Origin of the sequence: Brevibacterium sp. GP-SGM9 (genome assembly GCF_047300845.1) — a bacterium.
GTDB lineage: Bacteria > Actinomycetota > Actinomycetes > Actinomycetales > Brevibacteriaceae > Brevibacterium.
This window is the reverse complement of the sequence record NZ_CP178563.1, coordinates 512,091-533,112: the sequence shown is the minus strand read 5'-3', so window position 1 is coordinate 533,112 and position 21,022 is coordinate 512,091. Positions and strand designations below refer to the sequence as shown.

Here is a 21,022-nt window from a genome sequence, read left to right as displayed (position 1 = left end):
GGAGGAACAGTACTGCCGAGAATTCCGCTGCACCGTGTGGAGCGGAATTGCCGCAGTCTCAAGCGGCGCGGGAGTCGAGATCGTCGCCGATGACCTCGGCATAGATCGACTCGAAGGTGTCGAGCGTGTATTCGATGTCATGCTTGGCGACGACATCGAGAGAGGCCTGCGACATCGTGTCGAGCGCGGCTTCGGTCATCGTGCAGATGCTCGTGAAGCGATCGGCGAGCACATCGATGTCGCGCGGCGGGAACAGATAGCCGTTGACACCGTCCCGGACGAGATGCGGCAGAGCCACGGCGTCGGCGAGCACCACGGGTTTGCGCGAGGCCAGGGCCTCGAGAGTGGCGATGGACTGCAGCTCCGCGGTCGACGGCATGCAGAAGAACGTGCACCGTTGGTAGGCCTCCATCAGCTGCTTGTCGCTGATCTTGCCGAGGACATGGACCCGGTCGGCGATGCCGAGCTTCTCGGCCAACTCCTTGAGCGGCTCCTCCTGATCCCCACCGCCGACGATGTCGGCTTCGAGACCGATCGCCGGGTCCGTCTTCGCCACGGCCTCGACGATGTCTGCTGCGTGCTTCTCCGCCGAGAGTCTGCCGACGAAGAGCACCCGCGGGGGAGTCGCCTCGGCGGGGGAGTTCTCGACTTCGCTCAGGTGGGCGAAACGGTCGAGGTCGATCCCGCAGGACACCGCGCGGATCGGTGAGGTGAACCCGTTCTGGGTGAGCAGATCGGCGGCCAGCTGGGTGGGCACCGTGATGAAGTCGGCCGATTGGAACTTCCGGCGCAGATCCCACCAGGCCATCGCCGTTCCACCGTCGAGCAGCGACTTCGGCGCCTTGATGTAGGGGCGCACGTTGTCGGGCATGAAATGGTTCGTCGCGACGACGGGGATGCCGCGCCTGATCGACTCTGAGAAGGCGTAGCGGCCGATGACGAAGTGGGCTTGGGTGTGGACGACATCGGGCTGCAGGCTGTCGAGGAGACGGGAGAGCTCCGGCTTGGTCTCCCAGGGCATGCAGATCGTCCAGGTGGGATGCAGCGGCCAGCGATGTGCGGTCAGCCGATGCACGGTTACTCCGTCCTCGGTGCTCACGGATGCCTTGCCCGTGGCGGAGGGGCAGGCCACGTGGACTTCATTGCCACGAGCGGCGAGCCCGGCGGCGAGGCGCTCGGCGAATTTCGCCGCACCGTTGACCTCGGGGGCGTAGGTCTCGGTCGGAATGAGGATTCGGCGGGGTGGTGTGTGACGGTGCGCGGACAGGATTCAGCTCTCCTCGGTGTCGGTCAATGTGTCGCTCCGGCGAGCGACTCGGCGCTCGGCTTCACGATCTTTGACATCGGGATGATAACGCGACAATACAACGACCCCCAGGCAGGCGACCAATCCGGTGGCCGTGATCGCAATGATCAGCCACACCGGAGCGGACTGCGCCTCGCCGAGAACCACGGTGCCCAGAATCACTGCACCGATCGGATCGACGACGGTGAGTCCGGCGATGACCATCTCCGGGGGTCCGGCCGCGTAGGCGTTCTGGACGAACCACGAGCCCAGAGCCGCTGCGGCGGCAAGGCCGACCACGTTGATCCAGGTCACCTGGTCGGGGCCGGCGCGGAGGATCTGGACGCTGACGAGGTGCGCGTTCGTGGCGACGCAGGCGAACAGCAGCCCGGCGGCGGTGATGAGCACAAGCTGTGGAGCGTGGCGGAAGGCGATCATGATGATCAGACCGATGACGACGACGATTCCGGTGATCCACACCAGCGGCATCGCATCCCCGCCGAGGTGGACCTCGGAGCGTGCTGTCGTCGCCGAGAGTGCGACGAAGAGTGTGACCCCGACCGTGCACCAGACGACCGCTTGGACGAGGCGGCGATTGACCTTGAGTCCGCGATGGCGGATGCCCAGCAGCACGGAGACGATGAGTGAGAACGCACCGATGGGCTGAACGACCATGACAGGGGCCAGCGCGAGGGCGACGAGGTTGCCGGCGGTGCCGAGTCCGAGAATGAGGAGTCCGAGCAGCCAGCGACGGTTGGCGAGCAGCTCCTTGAAGTTGGCCCAGCTCAGTCCGTTGTGCGAATCATCCTGACCGACCACGGCCTCATGCTGGAACAGTGCTCCATAGGCCAGAGCCACTGCCGCGAGGACGGCGAAGGCGATTGCCACTATGGTCACGTTGCTTCTTCCGCTGTGGGGATGTGGTCGAGGATCGCTTCGATTTTACAGTCCAGGAGTACCGCAGTGGTGGTCCGAGACTGTGTTTGTCCTGACTGTAAGGCTTGCTTATGGGAGCGAGTGGGGTAAACCGGAACGATGTGAGCTAACGCACTGCCTTCGGTTTTGTTGAGATGGAGATGTCTTTGCTAAGCTGAATCAACGTGCGCAGGTCACTGCGACGTTCCTCCGTAGCTCAGTTGGCAGAGCATTCGACTGTTAATCGAAGGGTCGCTGGTTCGAGCCCAGCCGGGGGAGCCGCCAAGGCCCCGTCCGTTCAGGACGGGGCTTTCGTCGTGCCCGGGGTCTTCCGTCCGCAAGGAATACTTGAAGCATCAACCAGGTTGGCAGGAATATGAAGTCATTCGGATTCTTGAGTTTCGGACATTACGGGGCAGGCAGTGCACCCGGAGGCTACGGCGCGAAGGAGGCGCTCAAACAGGCCGTCGACATCGCGGTCGGTGCCGATGAGATCGGCGTCAACGGTGCATACTTCCGGGTCCATCACTTCGCAGAGCAGGCGGCTTCGCCGATGCCGGTGCTCTCGGCCATCGCCGCGAAGACCTCACGCATCGAGGTCGGTACCGGGGTCATCGATATGCGCTACGAGAACCCTCTCTACCTCGCCGAGGAGGCCGCCGCGCTCGATCTTCTCTCCGATCAGCGCGTGGCGCTGGGAATCAGTCGGGGATCACCGGAACCGGCGCTGCGCGGGTGGGAGTCCTTCGGCTACACCGACCCCACCGAGCCCAAGGCCGCGAACATGGCGCGGGAGAAGTTCTCGACGTTCATGGCGGCCGTGCGGGGCGAAGAGATGACGCCCGCCGATCCGGCCCAGTTCGGTCCCGGACGCCGATTGCGCATCGAGCCGCACTCGCCCGGTCTCGACCGGCGAATCTGGTGGGGCGCCGGCTCGGGTTCGACCGCTGAGTGGGCGGCCGAGCAGGGGGTGAACCTGATGAGTTCGACCCTGCTGACCGAAGCCACTGGTGCCTCCTTCGCCGAGCTCCAGCGGGAGCAGATCGAACGTTATCGCGCAGCGTGGACAGCGGCCGGTCATGATTGGACACCCCGGGTGTCCGTGAGTCGGTCCATCTTCCCGATCACGACGAATCTCGATGATCTCTACTTCGGCCGGCGGTCCGGTGCCGAGGGCGACCAGATCGGCATCATCGACGACACCCGTTCGACCTTCGGCCGCACCTATGCCGGTGAACCGGATCGTCTCATCGAGGAGCTCAAGGCCGATGTCGCCGTCGAGGAGGCAGACACCGTTCTGCTGACGATTCCGAGTCAGATCGGCGTCGACTACAACCTCCACATCCTCGAGTCCTTCGCCGAGCACGTCGCCCCTGCTCTGGGGTGGAAGCCCAACACCGAAGGACCCGCCACCGGCACCTCGTTCTGAGACGCACGCTGTCGAGCATCTGCTGCCCCACCGACTGGGGGCTGCCGGCCGATATGTCACGGTCATGCAGGTCTGGGCGAACGACACCGTATGATGAAACAGTCCGACTTGCAGAAAAATCAGAGGGTATCGACGAGGCTGCTCGCAGGGGCGTATCGAGCCCGAATCGTGAAGGGGTGGTGACGTGACCGAGCGTTCGCGCATGACAGTGACGCAGAGGCGGATCCTCCTCATCGGCCTCGTCCCACTGTTCATGTCCCTGCTCTCGGTGTCGATCATCAATGTCGTCCTCCCGGCCATCGGTGACAACCTCGGGGCCTCATCCTCGGCGCTCCAGTGGGTGCTCACCGGCTATGCGCTGTCCTTCGGCGTCGTCCTCGTCGCTGCCGGCCGTGCCGGAGACGTCTTCGGCAGGGGACAGCTGTTCATGATGGGCGTCGGCCTGTTCGGTCTCTCATCACTCGTCGCCGGGATCGCGCCCGGCCCACTGACTCTCAATATCGCCCGTGTGCTTATGGGACTCGGCTCCGGTCTGCTCAACCCCCAGGTCGTCGGTCTCCTCCAGCAGTACTTCCAGGGTCCCCAACGCGGCCGCGCCTTCGGGATGATGGGCACCACCGTCGGACTGTCGGTGGCGATCGGCCCGGTCCTCGGGGGGATTCTCATCACGATCTTCGGTGAGGACTTCGGATGGCGAGCCTCGTTCCTCGTCAATGTCCCCTTCGCGGTGCTCGCCCTGATCCTGGCCAGGCAGTGGCTGCCGACAGGTGCCTGGCGTCCGATCGAGGCGCAGGAGGAGAAGAGGAACCGGGACCTCGATCCCGTCGGTGTGATCCTCCTCGGCGTCGCGGTGCTGCTCGTCCTGCTGCCCTTCGTCGAGTCGTCGCTCGGATGGTTCGTGTGGCTGGCACTGCCGGTGGGTCTGCTCACTCTCGTCTTCTGGACCAAGTGGGAGCGGCGCTACGCGGCACGGGGACGTCCGCCCATGGTCGATCTCAATCTGTTCAAGATCAGAAGCTTCAGCAACGGGTCGATCATCATCGCCCTCTACTTCATGGGCGTGACCAGTGTCTGGGTTCTCGTCGCGATGTACATGCAGCAAGGCCTCGGGCATACGGCGTTGGCGGCGGGCATGATCGGTCTGCCTGCGGCCCTGGTTTCTGCGGTCTCCGCCGACGTCTCCGGCCGGTTCGTCTTCCAGGTCGGCCGCCGCCTCGTCGTCTGGGGGATCGTCACCTGTCTGCTCGGACTCGTCTCCACGATCCTCGTGGTCTACCTCGTCTCGCAGGGCATCGGCAGCGAATGGTGGATGCTGCTCAGCCTCGTCTTCATCGGGGCCGCACAGGGCATGGTGATCAGTCCCAACCAGACGCTGACGCTGCAGGACGTGCCGTTGCGCTACGCCGGTTCCGCCGGGGGAGTGCTGCAGACCGGACAGCGAATCGGCACCTCGATGGGCTTGGCCATCATGACGGCTCTGGCCTTCGCGGTCACCGCGGTCAGTGACTGGAACATCGGCATGATCGCCTCGTTCATCGCCATTGCGGTCATCGTGATCCTCGCCGGAATCGTCGGTGTGGTGGAGGTTCGACGCGGTCGGAAGCCGCGTCGCTGAGCCTTCGGCCACCTCGGCGAGGTTCGTGTTTCCCTCAGCTCTGAGCGCAATAATGTTACGGTTTTTAGACAATTGAGTCTGTCCCCATATGGAAGACTGTGAACGCACGTTTGCCCATGGAAGGACATATGGTGGTTCAGGCACCCGATCAGGACCTCGCACTCGAGGACCTTGTGCGCTCCGGCGGCATCGAGACCTATTTCGCTCCCGTCGTCGATGTCTATACCTTCGGCAAGGTCGGGTATCAGATCCTTCAGGCACCGGTCGATGATCCGGTGGTCGGTCGCGCCGAGTCGGAGAATCTCCGGGAGTCGATGCACTCTTCGGCGATGATCGGCGATATCGACGCCTCCCTGCGTGCCACAGCGCTGCGGACCGCCGAGGCGGCGGGACTGCCGAATTCCAACCGACTGTTCCTGCACGCGGAAGCGGAGTCGTTCGCGACTCTCGAAGACCGCACTGCCGAACCGGACCGTTCGGTCATCCTCCAGCTCGACGCCTCCCGGGTGAGCTCGTCTCCCGCCGCGGTTCTCCGCGCCGTCCGCCAGGCTCGCTCCATGGGGTGGGGCGTCGGCATGTCCTCGGTCGGCGCAGATCTGCGCAGCACCGCTTTCGTGCCCTTGGTCAACCCGTCCGTGGTCGGCCTCCATCCGGATGTGCTGCGCATCGACTGCGATTCGCATCTGGCCGAACTCAACCGGCTCCTCCATGCCCACCTCGAACGCACCGGCGCCGTGATCATGGCCGAAGGTGTGGAGTCAGAAGACGATCTCGATCGGGTGCGGGCCTTGGGCGCCAGGTACATGTCGGGCCCCTATTTCGGTGGGGCGACGAAGGAGCCGGAGCCCTTCCGGGATCCCATCGAAGACGGACTGATCGATCATCATTCGCGCAATCTGCCGGCACTGGGCACTCCGTACTCGATTGCGCAGGGGCTGCGCCGTGAGCCCTTGGTGATGAATCGCGAACTCCTCGTCGCGCAGATCGCCGCCCTCGAGGAACGAGCACTGGCATCCGGGACGGCGACAATCACCCTCGGCGTCTTCGGGGAGGACGAGACGTTCTTCGAACCGACCCGACTTCGCTACGAGAAGATCCGCGACACCGTGGGACTGACCGCGATGTTCTCCGGCGGATTCGACGGCCCGCCCATCCCCGGGGTGCGGACCGGAGTCGTCGACGCCTCCGACCCGATGCGCAATGAGCACGGGGTCGTCGTGGTCGGTCCGGACTGGTCCGGACTGGTCGCCGCCTCGAAACGCAATGACCCCGGCAGTGACGGTCAGATCGTCTACGACGTGTACATCACCACGGAGAGGTACACCTGCGTCGACGCCGCACGCAGCGTGCTGACGCGGATCTCGCCGTTGAATTCCGGGAACTGAGTCTCAGGTGCGGTGGCCGGCGGTCCGAGGGTCCGTCTGAAATGGGTACCCCGGCGACTATGGTGCTAATCTTGTTTCGGCTCGCCCCCGTAGCTCAGCTGGTCAGAGCAGGGAACTCATAATTCTTTGGTCGCCGGTTCAAGTCCGGCCGGGGGCACCACTACGTCGGACGGACAAAACTCTGCCGACCGGCCACTCTGTGCCGGATGTCGCCATCGACAATTGCGTGACACGATCGAGACTATGGACACCGCTGAGCTCGACAGAGCAGACATTGAACTGACGTCTCTTCTCAGTAAGTGCGAGAGTGCCGTGAGCGGCGGCAGACTGAGCCCGTCGAGGATGACTCTGATGGCCAACCGGATCGAAGCGTTGCGTACCGCGATTGAACTCGTCGAACAGGAACGCGTCCAGCACCACCGTTAAGTCCGAGGGCAGCATATCCGCCCGGTCTGCCTGCGCTGGGATCCGATCGCTAAAAGCAGGGACCCCACCAGGCATTTCGGTGCTTGGCGTGGGTGCGATCGTCAGCTATCATGGCCTGAGTACCTCCTTTCGGATCGTAGGGGAAGACGTATCCGAGGTAGGAGGCACAAATGGATATGACACAGGGCGTACTCTTCGTCCACTCAGCACCTCGCGCGCTGTGCCCACATATTGAATGGGCAGCGGGTGGGGCAATCGGTGCGCAAGCACGCTTCGACTGGACACCCCAGCCGGCAGCGCCTGGCCTTGTGCGCGCCGAAGTCTGCTGGCGCGCGCCCGCAGGTTCGGGTGCCCGCATTGCATCCGCACTGCGCGGATGGGACTCCTTGCGCTATGAAGTCACCGAGGAGCCCTCTGCCGGAGTCGACGGTGGGCGCTGGAGCCACACACCCGACCTCGGCATCTACCACGCGGTGACCGACACGGCCGGCAACATCCTCGTCCCTGAGGATCGCATCCGCTCGGTCATGGAACGCGCCGCAGGTGATCCCGCGAAGTTCTCCGCAGAGATGACCCTGGCGCTCGGCGAGGCCTGGGACGAGGAACTCGATGCCTTCCGCCACGCCGGCGAAGGCGCTCCGGTCCGCTGGCTGACCAAGGTCGGCTGACTCACCACCTGCACTGCCGTCCTTGCGGCACAGCCACCTCGGCGGCTGCATTGCGCTTCACATTGCCATGGGCACACCGCTCTACCTCCGGTGTGCCCATGGCTCATTGTGCGTTCGCAGCCATCCAAGGGTCTGCCGGCCTGTGCTGGGTGGCAATCGCTTGCCAGAAAACCCAGCGCACTGCACTTGTCCGCAGCGTATGGACATCTACCCAGCGGTGACGCGTGGAGACTCCCGGGCCCGGCGCAGGACGCTCGACCGGCCGCGACGCGCTCGACGCACGACTGGCCAAGACGCACACGACGCTGTGAGGTATCGCCTGGCCGCCGCACGCGAGAGGGCCCCAGCTCATCGAGCTGGGGCCCTCTGCGGTCGCGATTCGATAGCGAGCTTCAGCTCGCGATCAGCCGCAAAACGTATCGATCACACGGACTTGAACGCGACGACGGCGTTGTGCCCGCCGAACCCGAACGAGTTCGAGATGGCGGCGATGTCACCGGAGGGCAGCTCGGCCGGAGTGTCGCGGACGATGTTGATGCCCACCACCTTCGGATCCACCTCGTCGATGTTGATCGTCGGGGGAGCGGTGCGGGTCTCGAGAGCCTTGACGGTGAGGATCGACTCGACCGCACCGGTGCCGCCCAGGAGGTGGCCGGTCATCGACTTCGTGGCGCTGACCAGCGCATCGCCGACGTTCGAACCGAGCAGCTCGGTGATCGCCAGAGATTCCGGAATGTCACCGACGGGCGTCGAGGTCGCGTGCGCGTTGACATGCTTGATGTCTCCGGCACCGAGATCGGCCGCGTCGAGTGCCTGCTGCATGGCACGCAGCGCGTGCTTGCCCTCGGGCTCTCCGCCGGTGATGTGGTAGGCATCGTTGGAGATGCCCCAGCTGGCCACCTCGGCGTAGATCTTGGCACCACGCGCCTTCGCATGCTCTTCAGTCTCAAGGATGAGAGCACCGGAGCCCTCACCCATGACGAAGCCGTCACGGTCGACGTCATAGGGACGCGAGGCCGTCTCGGGCGAATCCGTGCGACGGGACAGCGCCTGCATCGAGTTGAAGGCGGCCAGGGTGATCGGATGGATCGCAGCCTCCGAACCGCCGGCGATGACGACGTCTGCTCGCCCGGAGGCGATGACGTCGTAGGCGTGTCCGAGGCTCTCTGTCGACGAGGCGCACGCGGAGACCATGGTCTGGACGCCGGCACGGGCCTTGAAGTCCATGCCGATCGCCGCAGCGGGACCGTTGGGCATGAGCATCGGTACCGTCAGCGGCATGACGCGACGCGGTCCTTCCTCCTGCAGGGTGTCCCATGCATCGAGGAGAGTCCAGACTCCGCCGATTCCCGTCGCCCAGGACACTGCAGTCCGGTCGGGATCGGTCTCCTCGAGACCGGCATCGGCCATGGCCTCACGAGCGGAGATGAGGGCGAACTGGCTGGAGGGATCGAGGCGCTTGGCCTGAACCCGCTTGAGATTCTCGGTCACCACCTGTGGGTCGACCTGGGCCGCGAAGTCGACGGCGAGGCCGTACTTCTCCGACCAATCGTTGTCCATCGTGTGAACGCCGGACGTGCCGGCCAGAATGGCTTGCCACGTGGCATCGGCCGTTGCGCCCAGTGGGGTTACCGCACCGATCCCGGTGACGACAACTTTAGGTGTCATGGTACAAACCTCGTCGATAGGTGTGGACACGGCCCGTCGGTGGACGGGCCGTGTACGGCAGTTCTGCTCAGGCCTCCTGGGCCTTGTTGATGTAGTCGACAGCGTCCTGAACGGTGACGAGGTCCTTGACGTCGTCATCGGGGATCTTGACGCCGAACTTCTTCTCGGCGTTGACGACGATGGTCATCATCGAGATCGAATCGATGTCGAGGTCGTCGGTGAACGACTTGTTGGCCTCGACAGCTTCGACGGCCAGGCCGGTCTCTTCGTTGACGATCTCTGCGAGTCCGGCGAGGACTTCAGCTTCGGTGAATGCCATTTCTATCCTACTTTCTAGTGTCAGCCGAGGGTTGATCGGCCGGTTGAGGAACTTTTCGACGAGTGTCCCGCCGAATATCTTAGGACATTCACGGCGAGTTTTCCGCGAATGCGCCCGTTCATGGGAGGCGGATCACCTGTGCACCGTAGACGAGTCCGGCTCCGAATCCCATCTGCAGAGCCAATCCTCCGCTGAGTTCGGGCTGCTCACGCAGCAGTCGCTCGGTGGCCAGCGGGATCGAGGCCGCCGAGGTGTTGCCGTTGTCGGCGATGTCGCGGGCGATGACGACGGACTCGGGCAGCTTCAGCTGCTTGGCCAATTCGTCGATGATGCGCATGTTCGCCTGGTGGGGAATGAACGCGGCCAGATCGGACGCCTCAACGCCGGACGCCGCAAGAGCCTCCTTGGCGACTTCGGCGCCGTCCCAGACGGCCCAGCGGAAGACGGTCGGGCCGTCCTGCCGCAGCGTCGGAAAGGGCAGATCGCGATCATCGCGGATGTCCATGAGCGATTCGGTCATCCGGATGGTCGACCAGTTCTCGCCCTTCGAACCCCACACGGTCTTCGAGATGCCGGGCTCATCGGCAGAGGTGACGACCACGGCTCCAGCACCGTCACCGAGGATGAAGGAGATCGAACGGTCCTCGGGATCGATGACGTCGGAGAGCTTCTCCGCACCGATGACGAGCACGTTGTCCATCGTTCCGGCCCGCACCAGCGCGTCGGCCTGGGCGATGCCGTAGCAGTAGCCTGCGCAGGCGGCGCTGATGTCCCATGCCGGCACCGGGCCGGTGCCCAGGCGATCGGTCAGCGCCGAGGCGGCTGAAGGGGTGAAGTACGGGAAGGTGACGGTGGAGATGATGATTCCGCCGATGTCCTCGGGCTTGAGCCCGGAGGAGGCGATGGCCTCCAGCGCGGCTTCTTCGCACATGTCGAGGACGCCGACGTCCTTGCTGGCCCGACGACGCGTGATGATGCCCGTGCGCTGACGGATCCATTCGTCCGAGGAGTTGATCGGTCCGGCGATGTCATCGTTGGTCACGAGGTTCTCGGCCCGGTAGGCGCCGATGCCGGCGATGGTGGAGAAGCGTCCCGTCTCCGCGGTCTTCAGTGTTGGCATGGTGGTCTTCCTTCGATTCTCAGGCGTGGGCCGCAGCGAACTCACGCGCACCGTCGAGGTCGGCGGCTGACTTGATGGCGAATGTCTCCACGCCCTTCATGGCGCGACGGGCGATTCCGGTGAGGGTGCCGCCGGGAACGAGTTCGATCATCCCGGTGATCCCGGCATTGAGCAGCGTCTCCTGGCACAGGTCCCAGCGCACCGGATTCGTCACCTGCTTCACGAGGCGCTCGAGGTAGTCCCGCCCTTCGGTGACGACGGTGCCGTCGGAGTTCGTCAGGATCGACACCGTGGGGTCGGAGACCTCGAGTCCCGAGGCGGTGGCGGTGAGCTCCGCGGTGGCCGGAGCCATGTAGTCGGTGTGGAAGGCACCGGCCACAGGCAGGGGGATCACACGGGCCCGCTCGGGCGGATTCTCCGCGAGGGTGTTCAGGCCGTCGAGGGATCCGGCGGCGACCGTCTGTCCGCTGCCGTTGATGTTGGCGGGGCTGACACCCGCGGCTTCGAGCGCGGCGAGCACATCATCGGGCTCGCCGCCGACGACGGCCGACATTCCGGTCGGGGTGGCTGCGGCGGCCGCGGCCATGCCTGCACCGCGGACGGCGACGAAGCGCATCGCATCGGCGGGTGAGAGGATTCCGGCGATCTGGGCGGCGGCGATCTCACCGACCGAGTGACCGGCGACGTAGTTCGGGGTGATGCCCAGTTCTGCAACGCAGGTGATCGCCGAGGCGACGAGCAGAGGCTGCGCCAGGGCGGTGTCCTTGATCGTCTCATCGTCGGATTCGGTTCCGTGCAGACGAAGATCGATTCCCGAGGCTGTCGAGAGTTCGTCGATCTGCGCGGAGAAGGCGTCGAGTTCCAGGAAGGAACTCAGAAAACCCGATTTCTGGGCGCCCTGACCCGGGCACGTGATAGCTAGCACTCAGTTCTCTTTTCGCTCGGTTTCGCTGTTCAATCTATCGGATGGTTCGCGGTGCTCACTGTGTTTTGTCGCTGTTCGACAATAGCCCTTCCTCCGACAGTCGGCCATAGACCAATGAGATGTGGATGACGAAGGCGTCACGCGAAAGCGTCGGATCGAGGCCGATGACCTCGGTGATCTTGCGTAAGCGGTAGCGGACGGTGTTCGGATGCACCGACAGCGCCTTGGCCGTGGCCTCGAGTGAGGAGCCGAACTCGACATAGGCGCTTACGGTCTTGAGCAGCTGCCCGGTCCCCGAGGTGAGAGGTTCGTAGTAGCGGCGGATGAGCTCCCGCAGCGCCACCTGGTCACCGGACAGGGCGCGTTCGGGAAGGAGTTCGTCGGCCCTGACCGGACGCGGCGAATCGGGACGGGCCGTAGCCGCCTTGAGTGCCCTGATCGCCGCCCGCGCCGAGGTGGCGGCTTCGGCCAAGGTCGGCACGCTGGGTCCGAGGATCACCTCGGAGGGACCGAAGCAGTCGGAGAGCTCCTCGACCGCCGCGTCGAGGTCGGCCACCGCACCGAGGACGATGAGCAGACGGTTCTCATGGATGCCCACAAGTGCATCATCGGCCCACCTGCGCGCCTTGCGCCGAATCACGTCGAGGCCCTTCTTCGCCGATCGCTGCGGGGCGCGACCGACGATCACGCTCACTGGCCCCTCGGACTGCCAGCCGAAAGCCGCGGTGCGGCTGGCGAGCTCATCCACGGAGTCGCCGCGAACGAGGGCATCGACGACCATGGCCTCGAGGCGGGCGTCCCAGCTTCCCCTCGCCTCGGCGGCCCGGGCGTAGATATCGGCCGCGGAGAAGGCGATCTCCCGGGAGTAGATGAGCACAGCCTCGCGCAGGGCCGGCTGCTCGGCCGAGCGGGCGATGTCCGGCACTCGTTCCTCGACGACTTCGACGACGACCTTGAGCAGCTGCAGGGTCTGCTGCAGGCTGATCGAGCGGATGAGATCCCGGGGAGCGGTCTTGAAAATGTCGGAGACGACCCGAAGATTCGTATCGGGCTTGCGGTACCAGTCGATGAACGACGAGATGCCGGATTGGGCGAGCAGGCCGACCCACGACCGATCGGAGGAGGACATGCTGCGATACCAGGGGAGGCGCTGATCGAGTCGTTGCAGGGTGACAGTGGAGAGCACACCTACTCCTGCGCGCAGCCGGCGTGCGGTCTCGGCGCGACGGCGCAGCGTCTCGGCATCAGTCGACATGGTCACCACTTTAGATGATCGAGGACAATGGTCTTGTCAGCGACATACAAAGACTTGGCCGAAACGACAAGTATGGCCGGAGTCTTCATGACTCCGGCCATATCAGCGGTGTGCGCTGCCATATCTGCGGTGTGCGCAGAACGTCAGCGCTGTGCGCGGACGGTCAGCGGATCAGGCTCCCGCGCCCTCCGTGGAACCGGAGGCGCCGGCGCGGACATCGTCGAGCTGGTACTTCTTTGCCGCCTCGGCGGCCTTGTCGATCGACAGGGCACCGGTGTCGGCGAGCGAGATCAGCGCCTGCGTGACGACGGACGGGCCGTCGACGAGGTAGTAGCGGCGTGCCGCAGGACGGGTGTCCGAGATCGCATAGCCGTCGGTGCCCAGGGAGGTGAAGTGGCTGGGCACATACTGGCGGATCTGGTCGGGCACCGCGCGCATGTAGTCCGAGGTGGCGATGACGGGACCGTCGGCCTCTGCCATCTTCTCGGTCACATAGGGCACACGCGGTTCGGCATCGGGATTCGTCAGCCGGTCGTTCTCTGCGTTGATGCCGTCGCGGCGCAGCTCGGTCCACGAGGTCACCGACCACACATCGGCCGAGACGCCCCAGTCCTGATCGAGCAGTTCCTGGGCTTCGAGCACCCACGGCACACCCACACCGGACGCCAGCAGCTGAACCTTCGGTCCGCCGTTCTCAGGTCCCTTTTTGAGCAGGTACATGCCCTTGAGCACACCGTCGACATCGAGGCCCTCCGGTTCGGCGGGCTGGACCATCGGCTCGTTGTACATCGTCAGGTAGTAGAGCACATTGGGATCCCGACCGTCTTCGGGACCGTACATCCGGTGGATGCCGTCGCGGACGATGTGGGCGATCTCGTAGCTGTAGGCGGGATCGTAGGAGACCACCGAGGGGTAGGTCGAAGCGAGCAGGTGCGAATGACCGTCACCATGCTGCAGACCCTCGGCCACCAGAGTGGTCCGGCCGGCGGTGGCACCGAGGACGAATCCGCGAGCCATCTGGTCGCCGGCTGCCCAGAAGAAGTCGCCGGTGCGCTGGAAGCCGAACATCGAGTAGAAGATGTAGAACGGGATCATCGGCTCGCCGTGAGTGGCGTACGAGGTGCCCACCGCGGTCAGTGCCGCGGTCGCGCCGGCCTCATTGATGCCGACGTGGAGCAGCTGTCCGTCCGTGGACTCCTTGTAGGCGAGGAACAGGTCCCGGTCGACGGAGATGTAGTTCTGGCCGTGCGGGTTGTAGATCTTCGCCGTCGGGAAGAACGAGTCCATTCCGAAGGTCCGGGCCTCGTCGGGAATGATCGGGACGATGCGCTTGCCGAACTCCTTGTCGCGCATGAGGTCCTTGAGCACGCGGACGAAGCCCATTGTGGTCGCGATCGTCTGCTTGCCCGATCCCCGTTTGCCGGCCTCGAAGGCCTTGTCATCGGGAAGCTTGAGATCGACGTAGGTGCTGCGCCTCTCCGGTGAGTAGCCGCCGAGCGCCGCGCGACGCTCCTGCAGGTACTTGATCTCAGGAGCGTCGACTCCCGGATGGTAGTACGGGGGCAGCTTCGGGTTCTCCTCGAGTTCTTTGTCCGAGATCGGGATCTGGAAGTGATCGCGGGCGAGCTTGAGGTCGTCGACGGTCATCTTCTTCATCTGGTGCGTCGCGTTGCGGGCCTCGAAGTGGGGTCCCAGCGAGTATCCCTTGACGGTCTTGACGAGGATGACGGTCGGCTGACCGGTGTGCTCGAAGGCCGCCTTGTACGCCGCATAGACCTTGCGGTAGTCGTGGCCGCCGCGCTTGAGCTGCCAGATCTGCTCGTCGCTGTAGTTCTCGACCATCGCCTTGGTGCGCGGATCCCGACCGAAGAAGTTGTCCCGGACGAAGCCGCCGGACTCTCCCTTGTAGGTCTGGTAGTCGCCGTCGGGAGTCGCGTTCATCAGGTTGACGAGAGCACCGTCGCGGTCCTTGGCCAGCAGGGCGTCCCATTCGCGTCCCCAAACGACCTTGATGACGTTCCATCCGGCGCCGCGGAAGTAGGCTTCGAGCTCCTGAATGATCTTGCCGTTGCCGCGGACCGGTCCGTCGAGGCGCTGCAGGTTGCAGTTGATGACGAAGTTGAGGTTGTCGAGCTCCTCATAGGCGGCGACGTGGAGCATGCCGCGGCTTTCCGGCTCGTCGAGCTCTCCGTCACCGAGGAAGGCCCAGGTCTGCTGCTGGGAGGTGTCCTTGATGCCGCGGTTGTGCAGGTATTTGTCGAACTGCGCCTGCGCGATCGCGTTCATCGGTCCCAGACCCATCGACACCGTCGGGTGCTCCCAGAAGTGTTCGAGCTGCCTCGGGTGCGGATAGGAGGGCAGGCCGTTGGACTTGCCGTCGATGAAGTGCGACTGCTGCTGCCTGAAGCCGTCGAGCTCATCGCCGCTCATCCGGCCTTCGAGGTAGGCGCGGGCGTACATGCCGGGAGAGGCATGGCCCTGGTAGAAGATGTGGTCACCGCCGCCGGAGTGGTCCTTGCCGCGGAAGAAGTGGTTGAGGCCGACTTCGTAGAGCGTCGCCGAGGAGGCGTAGGTGGAGATGTGTCCGCCGACCTCGACTCCGGGCCGCTGTGCGCGGTGGACGAGCATGGCGGCGTTCCAGCGGTTCCAGCGCCGGTAGCGGCGTTCGACCTCTTCGTCGCCGGGGAACCAGGGTTCGTTCTCCGGGCCGATGGTGTTGACGTAGTCGGTGGCTGTGAGGCTGGGGACGCCGATCTGCTTCTGCCGGGAGCGTTCGAGCATCCTCAGCATGACGTAGCGTGCCCGTGAGCGGCCGCCCTCGTCGATGAGTCCGTCGAGGGAGGCCAACCATTCCTCGGTCTCCTCCGGATCGACGTCGGGCACCTGGCTGGGCAGCCCATTGAGAATCGGTCCGCCCTGTTTCCGATTGTCCACGGTGTGGTCCTCTCTTCTGCTCCACGATCTTCTTTGGTGTAGAGATCATGCTCATCGGTTGGTCTGCGATCCGCAGGATGCGCGAACCCAGAGTTCAGCCGATACTTCCTTCAGCCTAGTCCTCCCGTGCGAACTTCGCTGGGCCGAGAGCTTGTGATCTGCCTGACGGATGTGTGCTCTTCGGTGGCGTTTGGCTTCGCTTGGACCGTCTTGACGCGCCGATATTTGCGCCTTGACCACAGTTGACGGAACAATAAGGGCATGAGCAACTCCGCTTCTGAAAGGACATCTTCCACGTCGACCCTCCCGAGCGAGCTGGGCCACAACCTGGGCTTGGTCAAGGGAGACTATGTGCAAGAAATCGGCTACGACGACGATGTCGACCTGGAACTGTGTCAGGCGATCGAAACCATCATCGGTGACAAGATCGCGGATGGTGATGTCGATGATGTCTTCGACGTCATTCTCATGTGGTGGCGGTCCGACGATGATGACCTCATCGATGGTCTCGTCGACGCCCAGGCGACCCTCAAGGACGGGGGAGTCGTCTGGCTCCTCTCCCCGAAGGCCAGCCGCCCCGGCCACATCAGCCCCGCAGACATCTCAGAAGCGGCCCCCACCGCCGGGATGCATGTGACCTCGACCGTGAGTGCGGCCGAGGACTGGGCGGGCTTCCGACTTGTGGGCAAGAAGAACTATTCATGATCCTGCGGCCCGGTGATAGGGCCCCGGATTTCACGGTCCCGAACCAGCACGGATCGACCTTCCACCTCGCCGAGGCTGTCCACGGCTCCGCGGTGGTGCTCGCTTTCGTCCCCTTCGCGTTCTCACCGATCTGCGGTGACGAGATCGGCCAGCTGACTCGCCTGCAGTCCGAGACGAGAGAGCAGGACCGTGCGGTGTCTCTGCTGGCGGTCTCGGTGGACTCGAAGTACACCCTCGCAGCCTGGTCGGATGCGGCAGGGGGCGACATCGAACTCGGTTCGGACTTCTGGCCGCATGGTCAGGTGGCTCGTGCCTACGGTGCCTTCGACTCCGATCACGGGGTCGCCGAACGGGCAGTGTTCGCCATTGCTCCAGGCGGTACGATCGTGAGTGGACGACAGGTCGCCCGCAGCAGCACCCGCGATTTCAGCGAGGACGTTGCCGCGGCGCTTGGGAGCCTGTGAGGACAATTCGCGCAGCCGTCGGCGTCGAACGCTCCGGCGGCACCCTCAAGGAGGAATGACACATGGCCACTCTGTTCACGAAGATCATCGACGGAGAGATTCCCGGCACCTTCGTCTACCAAGACGATGTCTGCGTCGCCATACTCGATGTGGCACCGATGACCGAAGGTCACGTCATGGTCGTCCCGCGGGAGGAGATCTCCCATTGGATCGACGCCGATGAGGAGCTGCTCGCTCATCTCACCTCTGTGAGCCGACGGATCGGGCGCGCGCAGAAGGAGGCGTTCGGCTGCGAGAGGATCGGAGTGCTCGTCGTCGGCTACGAGGTGCCCCATCTGCACGTGCACGTGCTGCCGACGAACTCCATGGATGACTTCGACATCAGCGACCGGGCGCCGATGCAGACCCCCGAACAGCTGGAAGGTCCCGCCGAGAAGATCCGACGGGCCCTGGACCAGCAGTCCTGAACCGGCAGCTCAGCTGCCTGCACCAGCAGGCAGGCGTTCCGCGCCGGCCATCGGCACTCAGCGCCCCATGGCCTCGAGCCTGTGGGCCAAAGCGTCTCTGACGAGTTCGGCACCTGCGGTTCCGCCGTAGTTCGCGGCAAACCGGGGATCACTGACATACATCTCGGCCAGCCCGCGCACGTAGCCGGCGAGCGCCTCCTCTGACTCATGGGCAGGTGTGCCCGGCACCGAGCGCAGCCACTCGATATGCCGGTCGGCCAGACCCTGGCAACGCTGCGATTCGGGGGAGGCCCCCGCCTCGGCGGCGGCGATCCAATCATCACTGAGCGCACTCACCTGCGCCTTCCACTCCTTCCGTTCAGTCTCGTTGAGCCCGGTCCACCAACGGTCGGACCGCGCATAGGCCTCGGCGCCCCAGCGCCGCGTGACTTCCTGTTCGTATTCTCGATGGTCGAAGCCATCGAACATCTCTTCTGCCATCAGAGGTTCACCTGCTTCCAATCGTGTGATGGTCGCGGTGACGGACGCCATCTGCCGCTCGATGCGCTCACGCTCGCGTCCGAGCACTTGCACATGCTTCGACAGCGCCGCGATCGGGTCATCGGTTCGGTCGAGCACCTCGGCGATCTGTGCCAAGGGCAGGCCGAGGTCCCGCAGCAGCAGGATGCGCTGCAGACGCACCAGGGCTGCTTCGTCGTAGTGACGGTATCCGTTCGCGGCGATGGTCGTGGGCGGCAGCAGGCCGATCGCGTCATAGTGACGCAGGGTTCGGCTCGTCGTGCCCGTCAATCGCGCTGTTTCCTGTATGGACCAGTCCATGACCACCAGCCTAGAAGTTGACGCGACGTCAAGGTCAATAGCAGATCTGCGCCGGGATGAACCTCAGGCGACGGACCGGATGGAGTCGAGTGCGGAGAACAGGTCCTCGGCGAGGTCATCGACGTGTTCGAGCCCGACGGAGAGGCGGACAAGACCGTCGCCGGGTTTGGCTGTCGCCGCCACCGGGCGGTGCGTCAGTGACGCCGGATGTTGGATCAGTGTGTCCGCTCCGCCGAGGGACACGGCGTGGACGATGAGTGAGCAGTTCTCGACAAAGGTCCTGGCCGCGGTGAATCCTCCGGCCAGGTCGAGGGCGATCATCGCGCCTCCGCCGGACATCTGCCGGCCCAGCAGCCCCCGATCATCGCTGCCGGGCAGTCCGGGGTAGTGGACCTGCGCGATCTGCGGGTGTGACTGCAGCCGCTCGGCCAGCATCGCGGCTGTGGCCTGAGCCGCGCGCATCCGTACGGCCAGGGTCCGCAGTCCGCGGTGCAGGAGGTAGGCGCCCATCGGGTGCAGGAGCGCACCCGTGATCGACCTGACCTGCCGCAGTCTTGTTGCCCAGGCGGAATCCGTTGCGATGATTCCGCCCATGGCGTCTCCGTGTCCGCCGAGGTACTTCGTGGCCGAATGGAGGACGAGGGCCGCACCGTGCTTGATGGGCTGCTGCAGAACTGGGGTGCAGAAGGTGTTGTCGACGAGGACGGGAACGTCCCCGGCCGCCGCGACGACGGCGTCGAGATCGACGAGGTCGAGGCTCGGGTTCGCGGGAGTCTCGACGATGACGAGTCCCGTGTCCTCCTGAATCGCCGAGGCGATGTCTTCCTCGCGTGCCCAGGTCAGCGTGGTGCCGAGCAGTCCGGATTCGAGGAGATGGTCGCTGCCGCCGTAGAGGGGCCGGACGGCGACGATGTGCGGTGTGCCGGCTTTGACGGCCGCAAGGAGGGTCGCGGTGAGTGCCGCCATGCCGGTGGCGAAGGCGACCGCTTCCTCAGCGTGCTCGAGTTCGGCGAGCGCGGATTCGAAGCGTGCCACACCCGGCTGCCACAGCCGCTGGTAGACCGCGGAGTCGCCGTCTTTGAGCGCGTTGCCGGAGGCCAGCGATTCGTAGGACTCGCCTCCGGTGCTGATGTCGGTGACGGGGTTCGTGGTGGAGAGGTCGATGGCCGGAACATGGACGCCCGCCTCGGTGAGGCCGTCCATTCCGCCGTGGACCATTCGGGTTTCAGGGTGCAGTGAGGTCATGGTGGCATTCAAACCAGTTCTGCGAAGAGGTGCAATCGATCCTCAAGGTTCTGTGGCAGACGTCGATCGTGTCGAAGAATCTGCATGATCGTGTGGAAGACTATGAGGCATGTCGCAGAAAGTCGAACTCGATGACATCGACCGCAGACTGCTGGGCGAACTCAGCCAGGACGCCCGAGCCTCCGGTACCGCCCTCGCCACCGCCGTCGGCATCTCCGAATCGACCGTGTCCCTCAGGCTCAAGCGGCTCAAGTCGCGTGGGGTGATTCGGGGTTTCAGCGTCGACGTCGACACCTCGGCGCTGGGGATTCCGCTGCAGGCTCTGATCTCGATCCGGTTGGCCAAGCACGACCGCGCCGAGATCGACGCCTTCACCGCTGCCGCACCCAGGTTCCCGGGGGTGGTGCGGATGTATCACATGGCCGGGGCCGACGACTATCTGCTGCATATCGTCGCCACCGACACCGAGGCGGTGCAATCCTTCGTCCTCGACTATCTGACCCGGTATCCGGCAGTGGCGCACACCCGCACCAATCTCATCTACCGGGTAGAGGACGGCTCGGCCTGGATTCCCGATGGGACGTGACCGGCGGAGTCCCTCCATGTGCGGACGGCTTCCGCGGGGTCGGGGGAGAGTTCGGCCCGACTCAGCCCTGTCATTCGGCTGGCGGCCCTGATCAGGCCGTCTGCTCCCGCATAGCCGACCGTGCGTGCGGCCGCGGGCACCGAGGTCCCTGCGCGGATGCGCCGCAGCGCAAGATTGAGCCTCTTACGTGTCCTCCACGCGAGGAAGGAGAAGCCGAGTTCGTCTTTGAGCAGACGTTCGAGGTGGCGTGGGCTCATTGCGTGTCTGGTCGCGAGTTCCTTGAGGGGGACGAGGAGCGATACAGGGTCGTCGACGATGGCCGCGACAGTGCGGTGATCGGGTTCGGGGATGTAGAAGTCGTCGACGAGCAGAGCTTGGAGCACGGCGTCGAAGGCCCGCCGGAACGGCAGTCGCTCGGACTCATCGGCGGGGGAGGCAGCAAGGACGAGCAGCGCGGTCTCTCGGATGGCCGGGGAGCGGGGGAGGTGAAGGTAGCCGTTGGGAGGTTCGGTCTCGGGAGAGAGCCTGGGACCGAGCATGATGCTCTCCCGGCGCATGGTCACCGCATGGGAGAGTCCGGCGGCCATCCAGAGGTTCGATTCGGCGCTCAGCGACACGTGTTCCACGGCACCGCCTCGGCGAATTCCGACCTCGACCGATCCGCTGACGACGTGGATGAGCAGGGGATAGTCGTGGGAATGGAAGTCATGACCATCCGGAACCACGGGACGTTCGGTGGCGTGGCCGGGCTCGGTCGAGCGGAGCAGATCGTGTCGCACTGGTCGGAAGATG

The 21,022-nt window shown here is 64.7% G+C and carries 19 protein-coding genes and 2 tRNA genes; 10 read left to right on the top strand and 11 right to left on the bottom strand.

What is annotated here, in order from left to right; genetic code table 11:
• Positions 1–58: 58 nt before the first annotated feature.
• Together ACH82I_RS02355 and ACH82I_RS02350 are read right to left on the bottom strand one after the other, a co-directional pair.
• Positions 59–1,228, bottom strand: coding sequence for a glycosyltransferase (locus ACH82I_RS02355; protein ID WP_413336733.1), 1,170 nt, complete (start codon positions 1,226–1,228; stop codon positions 59–61).
• A gap of 42 nt (positions 1,229–1,270) precedes the next feature.
• A complete protein-coding gene (locus tag ACH82I_RS02350; protein ID WP_230743921.1) occupies positions 1,271–2,182 on the bottom strand; it encodes a DMT family transporter in 912 nt (303 codons plus the stop codon).
• Between the two features lie 224 nt (positions 2,183–2,406).
• Here ACH82I_RS02350 and ACH82I_RS02345 point away from each other — a divergent pair.
• The 6 genes from ACH82I_RS02345 (at position 2,407) to ACH82I_RS02320 (ending at position 7,723) form a co-directional block, all read left to right on the top strand.
• A tRNA-Asn gene (locus ACH82I_RS02345) sits at positions 2,407–2,479 on the top strand.
• A 97-nt stretch (positions 2,480–2,576) separates the two neighbouring features.
• Positions 2,577–3,629 carry an LLM class flavin-dependent oxidoreductase gene (locus tag ACH82I_RS02340; RefSeq protein ID WP_413335242.1) on the top strand — a complete coding sequence of 351 codons (1,053 nt, stop codon included), beginning with the start codon at positions 2,577–2,579 and terminating at the stop codon, positions 3,627–3,629.
• Between the two features lie 202 nt (positions 3,630–3,831).
• Positions 3,832–5,244 (top strand): MFS transporter, encoded by a 1,413-nt coding sequence (locus tag ACH82I_RS02335; protein ID WP_230743923.1) that lies wholly within the window; start codon positions 3,832–3,834, stop codon positions 5,242–5,244.
• 128 nt (positions 5,245–5,372) lie between these two features.
• On the top strand, positions 5,373–6,629 hold the full coding sequence (locus ACH82I_RS02330) for an EAL domain-containing protein (RefSeq protein WP_413335239.1): 1,257 nt from the start codon (positions 5,373–5,375) through the stop codon (positions 6,627–6,629).
• An 83-nt stretch (positions 6,630–6,712) separates the two neighbouring features.
• Positions 6,713–6,789: transfer RNA gene (locus ACH82I_RS02325), tRNA-Ile, on the top strand.
• 442 nt (positions 6,790–7,231) lie between these two features.
• Positions 7,232–7,723 carry a DUF3145 domain-containing protein gene (locus tag ACH82I_RS02320; RefSeq protein ID WP_230744382.1) on the top strand — a complete coding sequence of 164 codons (492 nt, stop codon included), beginning with the start codon at positions 7,232–7,234 and terminating at the stop codon, positions 7,721–7,723.
• Between the two features lie 423 nt (positions 7,724–8,146).
• Here the strand turns inward: ACH82I_RS02320 and ACH82I_RS02315 are convergent, their stop codons facing one another.
• The 6 genes from ACH82I_RS02315 to aceE all read right to left on the bottom strand — a co-directional run bounded on the left by ACH82I_RS02315 (position 8,147) and on the right by aceE (position 15,944).
• The gene (locus ACH82I_RS02315; protein ID WP_230743926.1) at positions 8,147–9,391 is read right to left on the bottom strand and encodes a beta-ketoacyl-[acyl-carrier-protein] synthase family protein; all 1,245 of its coding nucleotides are present in this window, start codon (positions 9,389–9,391) and stop codon (positions 8,147–8,149) included.
• Positions 9,392–9,458: 67 nt separating this feature from the next.
• Entirely contained in the window at positions 9,459–9,710 is a 252-nt protein-coding gene (locus ACH82I_RS02310) for an acyl carrier protein (protein ID WP_009882400.1), read from the bottom strand.
• A gap of 118 nt (positions 9,711–9,828) precedes the next feature.
• Positions 9,829–10,830 (bottom strand): beta-ketoacyl-ACP synthase III, encoded by a 1,002-nt coding sequence (locus ACH82I_RS02305; RefSeq protein WP_230743927.1) that lies wholly within the window; start codon positions 10,828–10,830, stop codon positions 9,829–9,831.
• Positions 10,831–10,849: 19 nt separating this feature from the next.
• Positions 10,850–11,755: an ACP S-malonyltransferase gene (locus tag ACH82I_RS02300; RefSeq protein ID WP_413335236.1), complete on the bottom strand. Its 906-nt coding sequence runs from the start codon at positions 11,753–11,755 to the stop codon at positions 10,850–10,852.
• A gap of 55 nt (positions 11,756–11,810) precedes the next feature.
• On the bottom strand, positions 11,811–13,010 hold the full coding sequence (locus tag ACH82I_RS02295; protein ID WP_230743929.1) for a PucR family transcriptional regulator: 1,200 nt from the start codon (positions 13,008–13,010) through the stop codon (positions 11,811–11,813).
• A 171-nt stretch (positions 13,011–13,181) separates the two neighbouring features.
• Positions 13,182–15,944 (bottom strand): pyruvate dehydrogenase (acetyl-transferring), homodimeric type, encoded by a 2,763-nt coding sequence (gene aceE, locus ACH82I_RS02290; protein WP_413335234.1) that lies wholly within the window; start codon positions 15,942–15,944, stop codon positions 13,182–13,184.
• Positions 15,945–16,205: 261 nt separating this feature from the next.
• Here aceE and ACH82I_RS02285 point away from each other — a divergent pair, with 261 nt between their 5' ends.
• The 3 genes from ACH82I_RS02285 (at position 16,206) to ACH82I_RS02275 (ending at position 17,580) form a co-directional block, all read left to right on the top strand.
• Positions 16,206–16,649, top strand: coding sequence for a DUF3052 domain-containing protein (locus ACH82I_RS02285; protein WP_230743931.1), 444 nt, complete (start codon positions 16,206–16,208; stop codon positions 16,647–16,649).
• Positions 16,646–17,113: a redoxin domain-containing protein gene (locus ACH82I_RS02280; protein WP_413335232.1), complete on the top strand. Its 468-nt coding sequence runs from the start codon at positions 16,646–16,648 to the stop codon at positions 17,111–17,113. The genes ACH82I_RS02285 and ACH82I_RS02280 overlap by 4 nt, the downstream gene beginning before the upstream one ends.
• Positions 17,114–17,175: 62 nt before the next feature.
• Entirely contained in the window at positions 17,176–17,580 is a 405-nt protein-coding gene (locus tag ACH82I_RS02275; protein WP_230743933.1) for an HIT family protein, read from the top strand.
• A gap of 57 nt (positions 17,581–17,637) precedes the next feature.
• Here the strand turns inward: ACH82I_RS02275 and ACH82I_RS02270 are convergent, their stop codons facing one another.
• Complete coding sequence (locus ACH82I_RS02270) at positions 17,638–18,399, bottom strand: MerR family transcriptional regulator (protein ID WP_413335230.1); 762 nt, start codon at positions 18,397–18,399, stop codon at positions 17,638–17,640.
• 63 nt (positions 18,400–18,462) lie between these two features.
• On the bottom strand, positions 18,463–19,644 hold the full coding sequence (locus tag ACH82I_RS02265) for a trans-sulfuration enzyme family protein (RefSeq protein ID WP_230743935.1): 1,182 nt from the start codon (positions 19,642–19,644) through the stop codon (positions 18,463–18,465).
• Positions 19,645–19,753: 109 nt separating this feature from the next.
• Between ACH82I_RS02265 and ACH82I_RS02260 the strand changes: the two genes are divergently transcribed.
• Positions 19,754–20,230 carry an Lrp/AsnC family transcriptional regulator gene (locus tag ACH82I_RS02260; RefSeq protein ID WP_413335228.1) on the top strand — a complete coding sequence of 159 codons (477 nt, stop codon included), beginning with the start codon at positions 19,754–19,756 and terminating at the stop codon, positions 20,228–20,230.
• Here the strand turns inward: ACH82I_RS02260 and ACH82I_RS02255 are convergent.
• Positions 20,185–21,009 (bottom strand): AraC family transcriptional regulator, encoded by an 825-nt coding sequence (locus ACH82I_RS02255; RefSeq protein WP_413335226.1) that lies wholly within the window; start codon positions 21,007–21,009, stop codon positions 20,185–20,187. The two genes, ACH82I_RS02260 and ACH82I_RS02255, sit on opposite strands and share 46 nt — an antisense overlap.
• Positions 21,010–21,022 lie beyond the last annotated feature (13 nt).